The following is a 2,089-nucleotide window of genomic DNA, read 5'->3' on the forward strand; positions in this document are numbered from 1 at the left end:
GCCGCCTTCGCTCAGCGGGAACCCGCCATCCTTGCTCTGTATATCCAGTAGCCACCGCACCAGCTTGGCCTTGGTCCATGCCGCATTCGCCGGAACGGAGTAGTTCCCGCTGTCCAGCGCCAGCAGCGCAAAGATCGGCCCATTGCTGCCCTGCTTCGTGAGGTTCTCATTATTGTAGATCTTGGCGATCAGGTCATATCCCGCCGCGTTTCGCGGGTCTCCCCCGGCGGTGGAGATCGAGAGCGCCAGCCGCTCGTAATCGGTCACCTTGCGGAATTCGCCCTTGCTGTCCGCCACCTCCTTCAGCACGCCCGCCAGATAGCCTGCCGGAAGCGCATGCCCGGAACGGGCCAGGCCGAAGGCCTGCCAATCGCCAAGCTCTCCCGAAGCCAGAATCCATTTGGCCGCCGCCGAAATATCGGCTCTCACTTCACTTCCGGCAGCCTCCCATTTGCTGCGGTCGACTACGGCGTATTTGGTAAAATGGCTCACTTTGCCGGTAATCGTTCCCGTTGACAAATCCAGTACGGCAGGAACCGGAATCCATTGGTTATTCTTCTCATCCAGCCAGGCCACCGCCAGATTATGCGGATTTCGCGTCCCTACGGGAATCCGGATGGACAAGTCCGCAGGCTTGGCAAATTTCGTTCCGCTTGGCGTGAACTCGTACAAGCCGGATACCAGCTCTGGACGGGACGACGGCTGCTCCTGCACGCCGATCACAACGGCGCCGCCTTCCACCGCACCCGCCGGAATTTGCAGCCCCACTTCTCCGGCCGCATCCTTCAATATGGCCCCGCCGGATGTCGTCTGCTGTGTCAAGGATACGCTGTTCGACGCCAGCGTCTTGACCAGTTCGGCGGACTGCACCGCTGTCATCGGAGTGCCGCTGACAGCGGTTGTCGCGCCAACCTCACTGAGCGGCAGCGTATTGGCGCTCGTAATCGCCACACCGGAAATTGCCGGAGCTCCAGTGCCTGAAGCGCTGCCGGTCAACGCTTCCGACGAAGAGGTCACATATTTCCACAGCACGTCGTCTCCGTTTTGGAGCACATACTTATCAGCGCTGACAGACGGTTCGCTTCCATTGACGAAATACTTCCAGCCGCTCTCGATGCCCCGGTCATATTCGGCCAGACCGTCAATTGAATAGACATACATGCTTCCTGAAATGGGCTTTGCTGCTACCTTGCCGCCCAGGGTGCGGAGAAGCAGACTGTACGGACTGTCCCCTGTATCAAGGGTAACGGAGGTGCTTGGGAGAATCGTTCCTTTTGCAGCATCGCCGATAACGGAAATCGTCGCCTTCGAAACCGCTGGCGGTATGGAAATGCCCATCTGCTGCGTATACCGTACCAAGCTTGGCGCACCACCCGCCTGGTAACCCGTCACTTCAATTGTATAGCTTCCCGCCGGGAGGCCGCTAAAGGAAGCGATGCCCTCGCCGTTCGTATCCGCCGTCTGTCCGCCAATCCTTACCTTCGCCCCGGCAGCCGGTGAAGTCTCAGGATCAGAGCTGAAGGTCGAGTTATTCCACACCCACTGAACTTGAGTAACTTTTACCGTAAACGCCTGCCCCGGCTGAGGCTGCGAAGGCGAAAGCTCCAAAGAATGGACAACCTGAGTGGAGTAGCCGCCGTAATAGACAAGCACCTTGTCCGAGGCTTTAAGCTCGAAGTCGCCAATGCCGACGCTAGGATAAATCCACTCGCCCCCGCGCTGAACCACAAAGGACCACCAGTTGTTCAGGTCGCCGCTGATTCCGCCAATGCCGCTGATAAAGCTTCCGTAAGAGGATTGGGTAATATCCAGCGCAATATGATCCGCATCGGCCAGTCTTTGAAGCGCCTCAAGCGCGACGGACCCGTTAATGGAGCCTTCCAAGATCGTCCCCTGCGGTCCTTCTACCGCTAATGACACCGGCACTTCCTTCGGCAGAACCGTGACGGCCCCGGTATAGCGCACGACGGTCGGCGCGGCATTGTCCCGGTAACCTGTAATTTGGAGCGTCTGTGTTCCCGGCATCAGATCGGTTCCGAACGACGCGACACCCTGGTCGTTAGTAGCGGCCGTTTTGCCGCCAATCGAG

1 protein-coding gene is annotated in these 2,089 nt (G+C 58.8%); it reads right to left on the reverse strand.

Annotation, left to right across the window (positions count from 1 at the left end; genetic code table 11):
• Nucleotides 1-2,089 (reverse strand): DUF4430 domain-containing protein (locus L692_RS0115640; protein ID WP_025701086.1); only part of this gene is annotated, 2,089 nt, incomplete at both ends.

The organism is Paenibacillus forsythiae T98 (assembly GCF_000520735.1).
GTDB classification, from domain to species: Bacteria; Bacillota; Bacilli; order Paenibacillales; family Paenibacillaceae; genus Paenibacillus_AQ; species Paenibacillus_AQ forsythiae.